Genomic DNA, 16,316 nt, shown 5'->3' with positions numbered 1-16,316 from the left:
TACAGGCCACCCGACGGGATTCGCCGGAGGCGCGCAGGCGGTGCATCGTCGCCGGCGCGCACGCGCACTTGCGATGCAGCCACCTTGAGAGAGCTATGTTTTCGACAATCAAAGGCCGACTGGCCTTGGCCATGATGCTGCTGAGCGCGCTTCTGATCGCCATCGGCCTGGTCGGACTGATCGGCATGAGCCGGTCCAACTCGGTCACTTACGACCTGTTTACGAATGAAATGCCGAGCGCGGTGTCGATCGGCAATGCGGAAATGTTCATGGCGCGCGAGCGTCTGAGCTTCGACCGCGCGGCGCTCAACGTGGGCACGCCGTCCGCCGCCGAAGACGCGATCGGCCGCGGCGCGCTGATGCGCAAAACCTCCGACGACGCATGGGCGAAGTACAACGCCCTGCCGCAAGGCCCCGGCGAAAAGCAGATCGCCGACAAGTTCAACGAGCAGCGTCTCGCCTTGCAAAAGCTGATCGATCAAGGCTATGCCGACGTGCGCGCGCAGGATCAGGCGAAGATCGTCGCCGATGCGGGCGCGATGCAGGCGGCCTTCAACGAGTTCGCGAAATCGGGCGCCGCAGTGCGCAAGCTGCAGTTCGAATCGGCCCAAACGGCCTACGACGAAGGCCAGGCGAGCTTCGCCCTGTTCCGCACCGGCAGCATCGTTGCGATCCTGGTCGGCGTGGCGGCCGCGTTCTACACGTGGATTTCGCTGCGCAGCCGTATTGCGCGCCCGCTCGATGCGGCGCTCGCCCAGTTCGACGCCATCGCGGCCGGCGATCTGCGCAGCAACGTGAAGGTCACGTCGAACGATGAAATGGGCCAATTGTTGCGCGGGCTGTCGACGATGCAGGCCAGCCTCATCGATACGGTGCGCACCGTTCGCAGCGGCAGCGAATCGATTGCCTCGGCGACCAAGCAGATCGCGGCGGGCAACGTGGATCTTTCGTCGCGCACGGAGCAGCAGGCGTCGGCCTTGCAGGAAACCGCGTCGAGCATGGACGAGCTCACGGGCACCGTCAAGCAGAACGCCGACAACGCGCGTCAGGCGAGCGTGCTTGCCGCCAATGCTTCGGAGATCGCGGGCAAGGGCAGCCAGGTCGTGTCGCAAGTCGTGACGACGATGGGCGAGATCAACCATAGCTCGTCGAAGATCGCCGACATCATCACGATCATCGAGGGCATTGCGTTTCAGACGAACATTCTCGCCTTGAATGCGGCGGTGGAAGCGGCGCGCGCCGGCGAGGAAGGTCGCGGCTTCGCGGTCGTGGCGGGCGAAGTGCGCTCGCTGGCGCAGCGCTCGTCGGCGGCGGCGAAGGAAATCAAGGAACTGATCGACAACTCGGTGGAACGCGTGCAATCGGGCACGGCGCTCGTCGACGAAGCGGGCCGCACGATGACGGAAATCAGCACGGCGGTGCAGCGCGTGACCGACATCATGGGCGAGATCGCGGCGGCATCGGAAGAGCAGAGCAGCGGCATCGACCAGGTGGCGCGCGCCGTCACGCAGATGGACGAAGTCACGCAGCAGAACGCGGCGCTCGTCGAGGAAGCGGCGGCGGCGGCGCAATCGCTCGAAGATCAGGCGGGCGCGCTGCGCACGGCGGTGGAGACGTTCCGTCTTCATGACGAGGGCATGCGCGCGGTGGCGTAAAGCTGAACGGTTGCAGGATGATGCGCGGCTCGCGTGCCTTCGGGACGCGAGCCGTTTTGCTTTCGTGACGGGCATCGGGTTCGAGTCGAATCGCGAATGCGCCGGCGGCGCTATCATGCGAGCGATAACCGCAGGAAATAGGGTGATGCAAATAATTCAATGGTCAGTTGTCGCGGAGTCTCGCACACTTCACGACGCGCGCCAGCGCTATCGCCTATAAACCGATCGAAGGAGACATACATCGATGGCTGCACCGACTTATCGCGGCGTATTTCCCGTTGCGCCGACCATCTTCGACGAGCAAGGCAAGCTCGATCTCGAAGGCCAGAAGCGTGCGATCGATTTCATGATCGACGCCGGTTCGAACGGCGTGTGCATACTCGCGAATTTCTCCGAGCAGTTCGCGCTGTCCGACGCCGAGCGCGATACCGTTCAGCGCACCGTGCTGGAGCATGTCGCGGGCCGCGTGCCCGTGATCGTCACCACGACGCACTTCAGCTCGCGTGTCTGCGCCGAGCGCAGCCGTGCCGCGCAGGACGCGGGCGCGGCGATGGTCATGATCATGCCGCCCTATCACGGTGCGACCATTCGTGTGGGCGAGCGCGGCATTCACGAGTTCTATCGCGAAGTATCGGATGCCATCGACATCCCTATCATGATTCAGGACGCGCCCGTCGCGGGAACGCCGCTGTCCGCGTCTTTTCTCGCGAAGCTCGCGCGCGATATCGAACACGTCTCGTACTTCAAGATCGAAACGGCGCAGGCGGCGTCGAAGCTGCGCGAGCTGATCGAACTCGGCGGCGAGGCGATCGTCGGTCCGTGGGATGGCGAGGAAGCCATCACGCTGATTCCGGACTTCGATGCGGGCGCGAACGGCGCGATGACGGGCGGCGGCTATCCGGACGGCATCCGCAAGATCGTCGACGCGTATTTCGCCGGCGATACCGACAAGGCCGCGGACCTTTATCAGCAATGGCTTCCGCTCATCAACTACGAGAACCGTCAGTGCGGTCTCGCGGCGTGCAAGACGCTGATGAAGGAAGGCGGCGTGATTCGTTCGGACGCGGTGCGTCATCCGCTCGCGCCGATGCTGCCCGCCGTGCGCGAAGGGCTGTTGAAGGTCGCGCGCAAGCTCGATCCGCTGGTGCTGCGCTGGGGGCATTGACTAGCGTTTCGTCCTGACCGGCCGCTTCTTTTTCGCCTCGGCCTTGATGACGGGGGGAGCGCTCACCCGTTCCCGCAGATACTCCACGGTCCGCGCGCAACGCGCGGGCAGCGGCCATTCCGCGCGGCGAATGAGCCACAGCGTATCGATCACGGGCACACCGCATTCGACGACGCCCACCGCATCCGACTTGCCGAACGCGATGCGCGCATAGCGCGGAATCACGGTGAAACCGAGCCCGCGCGCGACGAATTCCGGAATGAGGCTGATCTGGTTGCTGAAGCCCTGCCGCCGCAGGCTGCCCACGCCCGGATTGCCCGGAAACCGGCGGCTCAGCAAACGGCTCGCGGTGACGTGCGCTTCCGGATAGTCGATGAAACCGAGCCGCTCCAGATCGCTCCAGTCATGCACATCCGCGTTCGCGGGCACGACGAGTTCGAGCGGCTCTTCGATGAACTTGCTCGCGGCAAGACGCGGATCGTCGGGCTTCAGCGCAACGATGCCCAGATCGTAGCGGCTCTCCAATACGGCTTCGAGCACTTCCGAATCCGGCGCGAAACGATGACGCATCTTCCATTCGGGACGCTGCTGCTGCAGGTCGAGCAACAGCGGAAACAGCACGAGCCCGATGCTGCCCGGCGTGATCAATCCGATCTCACCCGCTTCGTCTTCGCTGTCCGACAAACGCGAAGTGAGGCGCTTGCCGGCAAGCTCCATCTCTTCGCAATAGTCGATCAGCGCGCGGCCCGCAGGCGTCAGTTCGATGCCGCGCGAACGGCGAATCACGAGCAGCCCGAGTTCGTCTTCAAGATGGCGCAGATGCTGGCTCACGGCGGCCTGCGTCAGATCGAGCCGCTCGGCCGCACGCGTGAAGTTGCCGAGATCGACGAGCGCGAGAAAGGTGCGCAGCCATTGCGGATTGAGTATCACAGAATTTTATCGAAACGATAACGGGCAGATAGTTTTCATTATGACACTGAACGGTTAATCTCGAAGCCTCAATTCAACAGAGATTCCCAGATGTCTGCACTCTTCACTCCGTTCAAACTGAAGGACGTCACGCTGCGCAACCGCATCGCCATTCCGCCGATGTGTCAGTACAGCGCTATCGATGGCTTCGTCAACGACTGGCACCTGAGCCATTACACGAGCCTTGCGCGCGGCGGCGCGGGCCTCGTGATCGTCGAGGCGACGGGCGTGTCGCCGGAAGGCCGCATCACGCCGGGCTGCACGGGCCTCTGGAACGATGCGCAGATCGAAGGCATGAAAAACATCGCCACGGCGATCAAGGCGGCGGGCGCGGTACCCGGTATCCAGATCGCGCATGCGGGGCGCAAGGCGAGCGCGAACCGTCCGTGGGAAGGCGACGACCACATCGCCGACGCCGACGCGCGCGGCTGGGACACGCTCGCGCCTTCGGCGGTCGCGTTCGGCGGCGGTCTGCCGAAAGTGCCCAAGGCCATGACGCTGGAAGAAATCGAGCGCGTGAAGGCGGACTTCGCGGCGGCTGCGCGCCGTGCGCTTGAAGCGGGCTTCGAATGGCTCGAACTGCACTTCGCGCACGGCTATCTCGCGCAGAGCTTTTTCTCGGTCGAAGCGAACCAGCGCGACGATCAATACGGCGGCGATCTCGCGGGGCGCAGCCGCTTCCTCGTCGAGACCTTCGATGCGGTGCGTGAAGTGTGGCCGCGGAACCTGCCGCTGACGGCGCGCTTCGGTGTCATCGAATACGATGGCCGCGATGAAGCCACGCTGAAGGAATCGATCGAACTCACGAAGACGCTGCGTCGCAGAGGCCTCGATTTGATGAGCGTGAGCGTCGGCTTTTCGACGCCCGATGCGCGCATTCCGTGGGGGCCGGCGTTCCTTGGCCCGATCGCGGAGCGCGTGCGCCGCGAAGCGGAGATTCCCGTTGCGTCGGCATGGGGATTCGATTCGCCGCCCAACGCCGAGCATGCGGTCCAGTCGGGGCAACTCGATCTCGTGATGGTCGGGCGCGCGCACCTGTCGAATCCGCATTGGCCGTATCAGGCGGCGAAGCAGTTGAAGGTCGAGCGGCCGTCGTGGGCGTTGCCCGCGCCGTATGCGCACTGGCTCGAACGGTACGCCGTGGCGGAGTGATGTTCTGATGCAGGAAAGCGCTCGGCGAGCGCTTTCCTTATCGTACCGATTCCATGCCGTGGCGCGTTTTGGTAGCGTCCGCGTCGGATGAAGTTGCGAACTTGAGAAAGTCGCGCGCAAGTCCCGCCGCGCTCGCGTTCGCGCATACCGCACCTTCGAACACCGTCAGCGCCTGAATCGCGGACGGCAACATGCCGAGCACGTCGATGCCCGCAACGCCGGTCATCTCGCTCATCTGCTGAAAGCCCAGCTCGACCTCGCCTTGCGCGATCAGCGTGCCCACCGCGACGCCCGGCGGCGCCTGCACGATGCGCGACGCAACGCGCGCTCCAATGCCCCAGCGCTCGAACAGACGCATGAGATGCGCGCCGCTCGGCCCCGTCGAATAGCCGATGCTGCGCGCCGCGAGTACCGCTTCGCGCACGGCGGCTTCGTCGTCGATGGAAGGATGCGGCGCGCCGCACGCCACCGCGATCGCGATACCCGAGCGCGCGATGCGCACGCGGCTATGCGCATCGACGCGCCCGCTTGCCGCGAGACGCGCGATCGCATCGGAGGCCAGCACGACGATATCGAAGGCCTCGCCTTCTTCGACACGCTTGAACGCCGCGACGCCGCCCGTCGATTCGAACGCCACGCGCTGCCCCGATCGCGCTTCGTAAGCGGAAGCGAGATCGTTGAGCACCTGGCGCGTGGCCATCGAGGAGATGCCGTTGATAGTCATCGGCATCAGTCGATATAGCGCAGGCCGGCCTTTTCGAGCGGCTCGCGCATCTTGTACATATCGAGGCCCAGCACACCGCTCGCGAGCTTCGCGCGCTTCTCTTCTTCGAGCGCCTCGCGCGCGATCGCCTTGTCGAGCACGTGCTGCGCGGCTGCCGAAGGCACGACGACGACTCCATCGTCGTCCGCGACGATCACATCGCCCGGCGTCACCCACGCGCCCGCGCACACGACGGGAATGTTCACCGAGCCGAGCGTGGCCTTCACCGTGCCTTTCGCGGAGATGGCCTTGCTCCAGACCGGGAAGTTCATCTCCGTCAGCACGCGCACGTCGCGCACGCCGCCATCGATGATGAGCGCCCGCGCGCCGCGCGCCTTGAAGCTCGTCGCGAGCAGGTCGCCGAAGAAACCGTCGGTGTTATCCGTCGTGCATGCCGCGACGACAATATCGCCTGGTCTGATCTGTTCGGCCGCGACGTGCAGCATCCAGTTGTCGCCCGGCTGCAGCAGCACCGTGACCGCGGTGCCGCTCGCCTGCGCGCCGGTGTAGATGGGCCGCATGTAGGTCTTCATCAGGCCGACACGGCCCATTGCTTCATGCACCGTGGCCGAGCCGAGCGCGCCGAGCTTCTCGGCAGCTTGCGCATCCGCGCGATCGATGTTGCGATATACCACTCCGAGTTCGTACATATCAGCGTCCCTTTGCCTTGAGCGCCGCATCCAGTCGCGGATACACGCGGCGCGCATTGCCTTCGTAAATCTTGTAGCGCGCTTCGGGCTCGATTTTCGCCGCCTCGACATAGCGCTTCGTGTCGTCGAAATAGTGGCCCGTTTCGGGATCGATGCCGCGCACCGCGCCGATCGTCTCGCTCGCGAACAGAATGTTGTCGACGGGAATCACGCGCGTCAGCAGATCGATACCGGGCTGGTGATACACGCAGGTATCGAAGAATATGTTCTGCAGCAGATGATCCTTGAGCAAAGGCTTTTTCAGCTCCTGCGCGAGGCCGCGGAAACGTCCCCAGTGATACGGCACCGCGCCGCCGCCGTGCGGAATCACGAACTTGAGCGTCGGAAAATCGCGGAACAGATCGGACGTGAGGCATTGCATGAACGCGGTCGTGTCGGCGTTCAGGTAATGCGCGCCCGTCGTATGAAAACACGCGTTGCAGCTCGTGCTCACGTGGATCATCGCGGGGATGTCGTACTCGACCATCTTCTCGTAGATCGGATACCAATAGCGGTCCGATAACGGCGGGCTCGTCCAGTGTCCGCCCGATGGGTCCGGGTTCACGTTGATCGCGACATTGCCGTATTGCTCGACGCACTTTATGAGTTCTGGAATGCAGGTCGCGACATCGACGCCTGGGCTTTGCGGCAGCATCGCTGCTGGGACGAAACTATCGGGGAACAATTGGCTCACGCGATAGCACAGCTCGTTGCAGATCGCGGCCCATGTGCTCGACACTTCGAAGTCGCCGATGTGATGCGCCATGAAACTCGCGCGTGGGCTGAAGATGGTGAGATCGAGGCCGCGGTCGCGCATCAGGCGAAGCTGATTGCTTTCGATCGATTCGCGGAGTTCATCGTCGGTGATTTTTAGCTCTGAGATCGCGGGTTTTTCCGATGGGCTGTTGATGGCGGTGATCTGGCGGTTGCGCCATGATTCGAGCGCCTTGGGGGCAGTCGTGTAGTGGCCGTGAATGTCGATGATCATGTTTTCTGTTTCCTCTGCTTTGCTTTGGTTTTACTTTCTTTGGCGCTTCTATGGAATCCTGAGTTTGTGTCGGTTTATTGGCGATGCCCCTCCCCGGGGCGGGGGTAACTTTCTTTGCTGCTGCAAAGAAAGTCACCAAAGAAAGCAGCTTTCTCACCGCCCGCGGTCACACGCACGTTGGCCATTTTTCTGCTCGGGGAACGGCCCTCGCCTAAAGAGTGCCCTCATATGCCCAATCGGGCTTGGATCGCGCACGATCCGTCACATCGCGCCACTTAATGTATTGGTACAGCCATTTCAAGTTCCGGCCCGCTTCGCGGCCGATGGGTTTCCCTTGCATCCCCAGCGGCAGCGCGTAGCGCTGTGCCGGAGCCATTTCGCGCTGAACCAGCGCGCTCGAAGTTATGGTTGGTCAGACCGTGCGCGATCCACGCCCGATTAGTCCTTCGAGGGCACTCTTTAGGCGAGGGCCATTCCCGGAGGAGAAAAATGGCCAACGTGCGTGTGACCGCGGGCGGTGACAAAGCTGCTTTCTTTGGTGACTTTCTTTGCAGCAGCAAAGAAAGTTACCCCCGCCCCGGGGAGGGGCAGTGCTAATAGACCAACACCAAAGCAAGTTCCACGAAAACCAAAAACCAAAAAAACCAAAAAACCCTCAACCCGCAATACGAGCCCGCGCCTGGGCCTCATCATCCCCCTGCGTCCGCTGCGCAACCAGAATAGCAACCGCAGCCAACGTAGCCGGCACCGCAAGCATCGCGAGAATCGCACCAAACTCCCACCCAAGCCCAAGCAACGCGCCACCGAATGCCGAACCGAAAATACTGCCAAACCGCCCCATGCCGAGCATCCAACTCACCCCAGTAGCACGCGCAACAGTCGGATACCGTCCCGGCGCAAACGCATTGAGGCCAGTCTGCGCCCCGCTCATGCAAAACCCCGCCGCAAACACAAGCACCGCCAGCGACGACGACAACGCGCCAATCCACGCGAGCCCGAGCACGCACACCGCGCCGCCGAGATACGCCGCGCTGATAACCGGCGCGGGACGCTGCTTGTCCATCACCCAGCCGACGATGATCGCGCCGATCGTGCCGCCGATCTGGAACATTGCGGTGACGTTCGCCGCCGCGGTCACGGTGAGGCCCGCGTCCTTCATCAACGTCGGCAGCCAGCCCGTCAGCAGATAGATCACGAGCAAGCCCATGAAATACGTGACCCACAGCGCCGCCGTCATCAGGCCATAACCCTGCGAAAACAAGACGCCGATAGGCTTCTTGGTCGGCAGTGGCGGTTCGTTCGATACGAACGTATGCGTGCCGTCGAAGCGCGCGCCGCACACGCGGCCGAGCACCTTGCCGATGCGCGCCGGCGTCGCGCCGCGCACCGCAAGCAGACGCGCCGATTCGGGCAGCAGCCAGATTTGCAGCGGAATCAGCACGAGCGGCAATGCGCCGCCGAAGATCAGCACCGAACGCCAGCCATGCGCCGGAATCAGCCAGCCCGCGACGAAACCGATCAACGCCGAGCCGAGATTGAAGCCGGTGAACATGACCGTGATAAGCAGCGCGCGCTTGCGTTGCGGCGCGTATTCGGAAAGCAGCGTGGTCGTGTTCGGCATCGCCGCGCCAAGGCCGATCCCCGTCAGGAGACGCAGCGCCGCCATGCTCGCAGGCGAATTCGTGAACGCGGTCGCAATGGTGAAGACGCCGAAGAGAAACACGGATGTAATCAGCACCCACTTGCGTCCGACGCGATCCGATGCCGGCCCCGCCGCGAGCGCGCCGATCACGAGACCGATAGGCGCCGCGCTCATCACGAGACCGAATGCGGGGCGCGAGATATGCCAGTCCGCAATGATCGATGGCGCAACGAAGCCCATGATCGCAACGTCCATGCCGTCGGCCATCACGATCAGAAAACACAGCGCCACCAGCAACCACTGGTAGGCGGAAATGGGCCGCTCGTCGATGAAGGCCTTGATATCGATGGTTTTACCGCTTTTCATATGTCGTCTCCTGTCCCCGTGCAATGTCTTGCGTTATTTCTTGCCTTCGTCCGCCTTGTCCCAGTCGAGCTTGCCGCCGCCCTTGCCGGCAACCGAATACAGCGCGCCGGGCGCGTTGCGCGTCTTCTGGAATGCTTCGAGCGTTTCGCCGCGCATCGCGGCATAGATATGCAGATTCGATACGCCCGTCACCGCGCCGAGCTTTTCGAGCATGAAAAAGATCACGCCGTAATGAAGCAGGCAGCGCCAGTCGCGCCGGCGAATGAGATCGCGCTCCTGCTCGGAGAGCCCGAAGGCTTCGTAGCTCGCCTCTTCATCGGCTTTGAAGGCTTCGCGATGCGCGGGCTCGACCATGCGATGCAGATAATCGTTGATGCGATACGCACGCACGGCCGTTTCGATCGAAAACGGATAGGTGCCTTCGAGCTTGTCGACATCGGCAAGCTGCACGGCCATCTTCTGACGATGCCGCTCGACGATCGCGGGCTTCGTCTCGCTGTCCTCGCCTTCATAGATGGCAGTTGCGATACCCGCCATCGACGGCAGGTAATAGCTGCGATGCTTGCAGACGACATTGCCAGACAAAGCGCCGCGCATCGTGAGCCACATGATCACTTCCGCGCCTTCGTAACCGCCGAGCGCCGCATATTCGGCGATGGTCATGTCCGCGAGCTGCTCGGGATCGCGCTCGAAGAGATCGAGAAAGCGCGCATCCCATTCCGTGTTGTTGAAGCCCGAACGTTCGCCATGCACCTGATGCGAAAGACCGCCCGTCGCGAGAATCGCAACCTTGATATCTTCCGGATAACTTTCGATCGCGCGGCGCAGCGCCTGACCGAGCTTGTAGAAGCGGCGCGCGCTCGGCACGGGCAATTGCAGCACGCCCATCTGCAACGGCACGAGCCTGACCGGCCACTCGGGCTTGTGCGGGCACAGCATGGAAAGCGGCGAAAAGCAGCCGTGATCCAGTGCCTTGTTCTGGAAGAACGACATGTCGAATTCATCGGTCATCAGCGAGGTGCCGATGTGCGCGGCGAGGGCGGGATGACCTTTGATCGGCGGCAGATCGCGCGCTCCGCCGCCTTCGTCCGCGACACGCCATTCGGGACCGACGCCCAACGCGAAGGCGGAGTAATGATCGAAGAAGAACGATGTGACGTGGTCGTTGTAGATCGTGACGATTACATCGGGTTGCTTTTCCGCCAGCCAGTTCGCGAGCGGCGCGAAGTTATCGAAGATCGGCGCCCAGACCGGATCGTCGCGCTTGTTCTTGTCGAATGCGAAACCGATAGTCGGCGTGTGCGATGCGGCGATGCCGCCGATGATCCGTGCCATGTGCGCTGCTCCTTGCTTCAGGGAAACTGAAGCCGAAGCGTAGGAGGAACGCGCTGTGGCGGGTACTACGCGTAAACCAGAGTTTTTGCTTTCTGTATGGGCTTCTGGTTTGATGAAAGCCAGATGGGAAAAGGCAGAGCGGGCACTAGCCGGCGCCCGTTCAGCCGATAGCCCGATAAATAAAACTGATGGCGCGTGAAACGGGACGCAAAATCGTCCGGTCCGGTGGTTGTTTGCAAAGAAAAACTGTTTCGGAGCAAATAGACCTGTTCTTGCGTTTTGATGCAATTGAAACTGTCCTGCCACCAATTCCCTCAGACCCGCATTTGCAAACAAACCTGATTTCAGCTTCCTAAACCGTTGAATCTACGTTATTTTTTCTTCCCACACCCCCGCTACGCTGACCTCTGTGCCCTCGTCAATCACACGCCCGTCTTCGCTTGCACGACACCTGACTGTTGCCGCCGGTTAAACCATCGCTTTCGTACTCTTTGAAATCAGCGACTTAGCAAAAACGGTGCAAACAAAACTGAACCCGTAGTTCGTGTTTGCAAAAGAAATCTTGACTACAGAGGTTGCAGCGATGCACTCAGCCCTGAAAGTCGTTTAACCCGACATTACCCCGTGTCGTGATGGCAGCGACGTTAGGTATCGCCCCTCTGTTAGATAGAAAGGTCTTCTCGCATGGAGCACGTCGAATATTGCGGATGCTCCGTCGGGACGAACGCTTGCACGCAACAACGCGGCGTTTAGGTCAGGAGAACCTTCAGCCTGCGACTCGCACGCGGTCCTTGATAAGTGCTCAGCGTAGAGCTCGTTGATGAGTTACGCTGCGGCATCTACGATATACGGATTGTCCAATCGGAAAACCTGTCGTTGAAGGATGTTCCTTTTCTGGTGCAGGCATTCCGTTTTGTTCGCCAAGTGGTGCTCGCATGACGGACTTGATCCCAGCATGCCTAAGAAATGCGGGCGCTTTTTCATCGCCATCTTGATGCAGACTCCCAAGCGCGCAGATGCCCGAAGATCTGATAAAGACGGTTTCGCGTGTTCAGTTGGAGCAAGCCCACCGACATCAGTGTATAGACCTCAAAAGTGCAATGCTGTGAGCAAGGCTATCGGCGGCTAGGCGCATTTGATTCGCATCGTGCTTGCGCAAACTGCGTTCATCCTCAGTCGCCGCAGGCTCGGCTAGCAGCCACTCCCTGATTGTTGCGCCGACTACGATTACGCATTGTTCTTTCAGCATCTTGATATTGTCAACGCTGGATGGGCTAATCACGGCAATCCCCTCTTTGTGAGACGTAGTCTCTTGCTCCCAAATCTCAAGACCTAGACGCCAAGGTTTTCGATTTCGCCAACAGCTGAGAATCGGCTGGTCCGTCAATGCCGCTCTCAAGGAATCAATCTCACAATCGCAAATTAGGGCAAGGCAATGTGCTACCACGGTCGCATCCGCATGCGCGAAGTTTGCAATGGCGCTAAGGGCGAACTGGTGCTTAAGGCTTTCAGCGGCGCCAACCGCTTCCGTTGCTTCGCTTGCTGCGCCCATCTTGCGGCGGTAGACCTCTTGAAGCGTCATAAGTACCTCCTTGCGCGCGATACAGAATTTGCAAACAAATCAACAGTTTGGCGTTGAATCTGTATAGCACGTACCCTACTCTCGCTTTCGATGCATGATTTAGAATTACGCTAGCCGCGCCTCGGAGGCCAAGAACAGAAGACCTGCCGCGTCTGGCTACAATATGCTTCGCACTGACACCAGATTCGCAACCGATCCGCAAAACCGGGGAACTCCTTTGGCAAGCTTCGATTTCATATCACTCAAAGGATTTAGACTTTCTCTTGAGCGCGATTTTTCCGAAATGAAGCGATGTCTAGAGGTAGGAGCGTGGAAGAGCGTCCAAGTACTCGCAGGCAGTGTTGTAGAGTCTTTGTTGATCGATTATTTGCTTTCAAGCAGCCATCCGTCGCGGTCTCCAAAAGACCCCCTTCGAATGGACCTTGCCGAAGCCATCACGATTTGTCGCCAAGAGAAAGTTTTGTCGGATCGGACCGCAGACCTGTGTAGTGTGATCCGATCGTACAGGAATCTAATTCATCCAGGCCGCGTGGTACGCCTAGAGGAGCCAGCGCCGGACCAGAGCAGTGCCACAATCGCGAAAACACTTATCGAGATGATTGTCGAGGAATTGGCTCGAAGCAGGAGGAAATCGGTCGGGCTGACCGCTGAACAAATTGTGTCGAAGGTGCGACGTGATGCGAACTCAACGACCATTGTTAAACACCTCATTCTCGAGGCAAACGAAAGTCAGCGGGAGCGGCTGGTTCTGAGTCTGATTCCGGACGCATACATGACGGGAAACTACGAATCAGATTTCTTCGATGACGAGCCGGAGCGGCTCCGTGGCGCGTTCCGAGTCGCGCTGGAGCAGGTATCACACGAAGTCCAAACCCGAGTCGCGGCGGAGTTTGTCAGAATCCTCCGTGAGGAGGATGGCGATTTCGTCGCCCGCTACTGCGAGGCGTTTTTCGTCGCGTCAGATATCGAATATGTGGCAAAACAACACCAACCGCTTGTCACGGAGTTCCTCCTTGGGCGACCTACCCGCGTCCATACTTTTGGAACACTGCGCGTCCTAAAGGGAATCGTTTCCTTTCTGACCCCGAACGAGGCCGAAATATGGGTCGATCCTTATGTCCGCACCATCACATCCGCTGAGACCCACAGCGGTTTGAAAGCTCGCGCGAAAGAACAATTCGGCGAAGAGTTTGTGCGCACTACCGGAACCTTCGATACAGCCGTGATGGCACGGCTTGACGCTTGGCGTCAAACGTTCCTTGAAAGCGGCCAGTCAAGCCGCGCCGAGAGCGCCGCTGAGATGATAGACCTTGTTGACATTCCCTTCTAGTTGCACGCGTCGTAACCTAAATCTGATGAACTTGCGTCGGAAATTGACGAATCCTGGTTACGGTTGAGCTAAGCGCATATGCAGCGTGACTGGACGTACTCGCGCACCATGCCCATGGTGCCGAGCGCGACGTACGCGGGTAAATCACGTCGCAGTAGCAGATGCAGCCAACAGCTCAACTAGACAGGACATTCTCAAATGCAGCACGCAAGTGACACGCTGTTTGCCTTCAGCGAACTCCGCCTTGCCCGTCACATAGGCATCGCAAACGGCCTCAAAGGCCGACTACCCTCGGACCTGCCGATTCTCACGTCGCCCACGAATGCCAAAACCTTCAAAGCGATTGGCACGGAACACGAGTCGACCTGTTTCGGCTTCGGAAAAATGGCGATCGACGACCTCGACATCCTTACACTTCGTCTTCAACTTGGCGGCACCCAGATTTATTGGCTTGCAGATGTGACCGATGCAGAGGTGTGGCAGGCGCTCGACAAATGGCTCAAGCGTCAGGTTGTTCCGTAGGCTTTTGAGGTGGTGAATGGTCTTGGTCGCAGCAAGACGGTTGCTTTCGGGAAAGCTCACATTTCGAGCGAAGCGCCGAAGACCAACTTGCTCAGAGGGCGGACTAGCACCAACACCCTCGAAGAGGGATGGGACAAAATGATTGATTTAGCTGCAAGCGGTATTGTCCAGTTGCAGGCAACCACAGACATTCCTGGAATTCCTCTTAGTCAGGTACTCGTCCACATCTTGGTAACAGAGCAGTATAAAGGCTCCGCTCAAGCCAAACTAGTACGCCGAGGGACGGTTCTGACAACGGCAGCTTCTGCAGGCGCAAGCAGTATCCACTGACGACTCGCGAAGAGAACTCTTCTACTGGTTTGATAAGGCACGACTTCTCGTCGTGCCTTGTTTTTGGGACGATCCTCGTCTGGTGCGCTCCAGGACTGCTCAAAATGCCCAGAGCGCAGAGCGTAACGCCTTACAACCCGGCGGATGGCGTGGTCCCGTGCTTGCCCACGGGACTACTCAAGCGCTAACCGCCTACTGACGAACCATGGGCATTCGATATGCCTAACGCCATATTGAGCTCCTCAGTCTTCTTTTTAAGAAGAAAGAATCTTGTCTGCACGGGAATAATAAACACTCAATTCGATAAGCATACTAATGTAATGTAGGTGGCGCTGACCTATCGAACCGAACTCAGTCTACGACGAACCGCGTCGAAATACGTCCGCGAGCTTCGTTCCGTTTTTTAAAATGGATTGAAGCGCGAACGCCTGCAAAGCGCAAATCGCGTGGTCAGCAATCCGATTGACCTCAGGTCGAGTGAACTAAATAAATGCGTGAAGCGCCAGAACGTACGGAATAAGAAGATGGCTAATGTAGAGCACCCTTGGGCGTATGTAAATGCCATTGGATCAGAGCATGTGAGCGCTTGTCAGGAACGCATTGCGCGAATTCCGCATGGGGGCAAGCCGCTTGGCAAAACATATTGGAGTCCGCACAGGTCGGGAGCGAGATTGCCAATGGACCACGTGGTTCTGAAGAGCGGCACGACATTTTTTAAATATCGAAACAAAGCTGACGAGTCCAAAGGTGGGCCGGGTGAATCACTGTCACATCTACTATTCAAGAAAGCGATCGCGAGACTGACAGAAACTGAGCTCAGGCTTGGTGACCTCGGCCGTCACAAAGTCAGTGTTGAACACGGTGAAATAGAGAAGAAAATCGAGCGTGATGGCAACGCTTACTTCGCTGATGCATACCTACGGTTCACTTCACCGACAGATCTGGCAATGCGGTGGGCCGGTGAAGTATATGTTGAGGTCTATCATCAGCACTTCGTGCCGGCAGAGAAGGAAAAGCGCTTAAGGGAGCTGGAGTTGCCTGTCGTTGAAGTCAAATTACCTGACTTCGCGAAATATCAATATGAAGATGAGAGCACAAAGGATCGAGAGGAGAAGCATATTGCCTGGGTATGTAGCACTCTTCAGAAGGGCGGCAACTTTCTGGCAGGAACCGTGATCAGCGACAGGCGCTCGAAACCCTATCTTGAAGTGTTGGTCCAGGGATTGGAACAGAAGCTACTCACGGCAAATGCAGACCTCCGGGCAGAGCGTGAACACGCCCGTAAACTCCTCGATAAGGCGGAGCAGGAAGCGGCGGGACTGAGAATGGCCAATACAGCCCAGCAGGAACGAGCAGACCAACTCGCAACCTCCTCGCAAACTATCCGCGGTGAGTTGAAGGAATTGCGCAATTTCGTGCACGCTCTGAAACTTCAGCTTATGTCAGCAAAGGTCGATGCTGCGCGGGCAAACGAACTAACCGCAAAGTCCGTGGCAGAACTCGCGGCATATCGAAAAAAACAACGTAGACGGCTTGTGATTGAGAGCGTGATCGGAGTGGCAGCCGCTCTTGTACTGATCTCGGGATGGTTGGTCTCCTGCGCCTCGTCTCGTGCACAGGCGCAAGCTGTTTCGAGTTCGGCGTCGAGTAAACCGTTGATCTCGTCCGCCGAGACGGGAACAGCTTTTAAAACTCCAAGAAGTAAAGTGCATCGCATAGCTGGTCGTCTTTCCGTTCCTGCCGGTCCGACCAAGTGATCAGCGACAAGCGACGTCAGCGGGTTGCGTGGCCGGCTCAAAAGCGAAGTAAATCGCTGCCTGAACTGGCG

The 16,316-nt window shown here is 59.5% G+C and carries 13 protein-coding genes; 6 read left to right on the top strand and 7 right to left on the bottom strand.

Annotated features, from left to right (window positions below):
• The first annotated feature begins 95 nt into the window (after positions 1 to 95).
• Positions 96 to 1,655 carry a methyl-accepting chemotaxis protein gene (locus LY284_RS29650; RefSeq protein WP_255724901.1) on the top strand — a complete coding sequence of 520 codons (1,560 nt, stop codon included), beginning with the start codon at positions 96 to 98 and terminating at the stop codon, positions 1,653 to 1,655.
• Between the two features lie 244 nt (positions 1,656 to 1,899).
• Complete coding sequence (locus tag LY284_RS29645) at positions 1,900 to 2,820, top strand: dihydrodipicolinate synthase family protein (RefSeq protein WP_077161159.1); 921 nt, start codon at positions 1,900 to 1,902, stop codon at positions 2,818 to 2,820.
• On the opposite strand, the gene LY284_RS29640 is transcribed toward LY284_RS29645, so the two are convergent.
• On the bottom strand, positions 2,821 to 3,747 hold the full coding sequence (locus LY284_RS29640; protein WP_233391059.1) for a LysR family transcriptional regulator: 927 nt from the start codon (positions 3,745 to 3,747) through the stop codon (positions 2,821 to 2,823).
• A gap of 93 nt (positions 3,748 to 3,840) precedes the next feature.
• Between LY284_RS29640 and LY284_RS29635 the strand changes: the two genes are divergently transcribed.
• Positions 3,841 to 4,941: an NADH:flavin oxidoreductase/NADH oxidase gene (locus LY284_RS29635; RefSeq protein ID WP_233389661.1), complete on the top strand. Its 1,101-nt coding sequence runs from the start codon at positions 3,841 to 3,843 to the stop codon at positions 4,939 to 4,941.
• A gap of 37 nt (positions 4,942 to 4,978) precedes the next feature.
• Here LY284_RS29635 and LY284_RS29630 read toward each other — a convergent pair whose 3' ends face one another.
• From LY284_RS29630 to LY284_RS29605, 6 genes are all read right to left on the bottom strand, one after another.
• The gene (locus LY284_RS29630; protein ID WP_233389660.1) at positions 4,979 to 5,671 is read right to left on the bottom strand and encodes a substrate-binding domain-containing protein; all 693 of its coding nucleotides are present in this window, start codon (positions 5,669 to 5,671) and stop codon (positions 4,979 to 4,981) included.
• Entirely contained in the window at positions 5,671 to 6,354 is a 684-nt protein-coding gene (gene ligK, locus LY284_RS29625) for a 4-carboxy-4-hydroxy-2-oxoadipate aldolase/oxaloacetate decarboxylase (protein ID WP_233389658.1), read from the bottom strand. Before ligK ends, LY284_RS29630 begins: the two co-directional genes overlap by 1 nt.
• Position 6,355: 1 nt before the next feature.
• Positions 6,356 to 7,381, bottom strand: a complete 1,026-nt coding sequence (locus LY284_RS29620) for an amidohydrolase family protein (protein WP_233389656.1) — start codon at positions 7,379 to 7,381, stop codon at positions 6,356 to 6,358.
• 655 nt (positions 7,382 to 8,036) lie between these two features.
• Positions 8,037 to 9,389, bottom strand: a complete 1,353-nt coding sequence (locus LY284_RS29615) for an aromatic acid/H+ symport family MFS transporter (RefSeq protein WP_233389654.1) — start codon at positions 9,387 to 9,389, stop codon at positions 8,037 to 8,039.
• A 33-nt stretch (positions 9,390 to 9,422) separates the two neighbouring features.
• Positions 9,423 to 10,724 carry a gallate dioxygenase gene (locus LY284_RS29610; protein WP_233389652.1) on the bottom strand — a complete coding sequence of 434 codons (1,302 nt, stop codon included), beginning with the start codon at positions 10,722 to 10,724 and terminating at the stop codon, positions 9,423 to 9,425.
• A gap of 1,075 nt (positions 10,725 to 11,799) precedes the next feature.
• Entirely contained in the window at positions 11,800 to 12,306 is a 507-nt protein-coding gene (locus LY284_RS29605; protein WP_008348618.1) for a hypothetical protein, read from the bottom strand.
• Between the two features lie 415 nt (positions 12,307 to 12,721).
• Between LY284_RS29605 and LY284_RS29600 the strand changes: the two genes are divergently transcribed.
• The 3 genes from LY284_RS29600 (at position 12,722) to LY284_RS29590 (ending at position 16,245) form a co-directional block, all read left to right on the top strand.
• Positions 12,722 to 13,636 carry a hypothetical protein gene (locus LY284_RS29600; RefSeq protein WP_033536240.1) on the top strand — a complete coding sequence of 305 codons (915 nt, stop codon included), beginning with the start codon at positions 12,722 to 12,724 and terminating at the stop codon, positions 13,634 to 13,636.
• A 198-nt stretch (positions 13,637 to 13,834) separates the two neighbouring features.
• A complete protein-coding gene (locus tag LY284_RS29595; RefSeq protein WP_008348621.1) occupies positions 13,835 to 14,158 on the top strand; it encodes a hypothetical protein in 324 nt (107 codons plus the stop codon).
• Between the two features lie 1,007 nt (positions 14,159 to 15,165).
• Entirely contained in the window at positions 15,166 to 16,245 is a 1,080-nt protein-coding gene (locus tag LY284_RS29590) for a hypothetical protein (protein WP_008348624.1), read from the top strand.
• The last annotated feature ends 71 nt before the right edge of the window (positions 16,246 to 16,316 follow it).

The sequence above is a fragment of the Caballeronia sp. PC1 genome (assembly GCF_021353155.1).
Lineage (GTDB): Bacteria > Pseudomonadota > Gammaproteobacteria > Burkholderiales > Burkholderiaceae > Caballeronia > Caballeronia cordobensis.
Note: the sequence above shows the minus strand (reverse complement) of the source record. Positions and strands in the feature narration are given on the sequence as shown.